Source organism: Halomonas sp. SIMBA_159 (genome assembly GCF_046536035.1).
In the GTDB taxonomy this organism is placed as follows: domain Bacteria; phylum Pseudomonadota; class Gammaproteobacteria; order Pseudomonadales; family Halomonadaceae; genus Vreelandella; species Vreelandella venusta_A.
On record NZ_JAWJBT010001483.1, the window covers coordinates 1 to 240 of the forward strand.

Genomic DNA, 240 nt, shown 5'->3' on the forward strand with positions numbered 1-240 from the left:
GGGAAGTTTCGGTTGGAGAGAAGTGATACATCGCCAGATGCCCGGTCAATGTACGGTTAGCCTCTTCCGGCCACGGCGAATAGAGATCGCCCGTGCGCAGACCAGCCTCAACGTGACCAACAGGAATACGCTGATAAAACGCCGCCAGGCTGGTTGCCAGCGTCGTCGTTGTGTCGCCGTGAACCAGCACGACGTCTGGTTTGAACTCGGCAAGAATAGGTTTTAGCCCTTCCAGAATCC

At 56.2% G+C, this 240-nt stretch carries 1 protein-coding gene; it reads right to left on the minus strand.

The window, feature by feature from the left end; translation table 11 throughout:
• Positions 1-240: UDP-N-acetylglucosamine 2-epimerase (locus tag R0J87_RS24165; protein ID WP_484541911.1), on the minus strand; the 240-nt coding region annotated here is incomplete at both ends.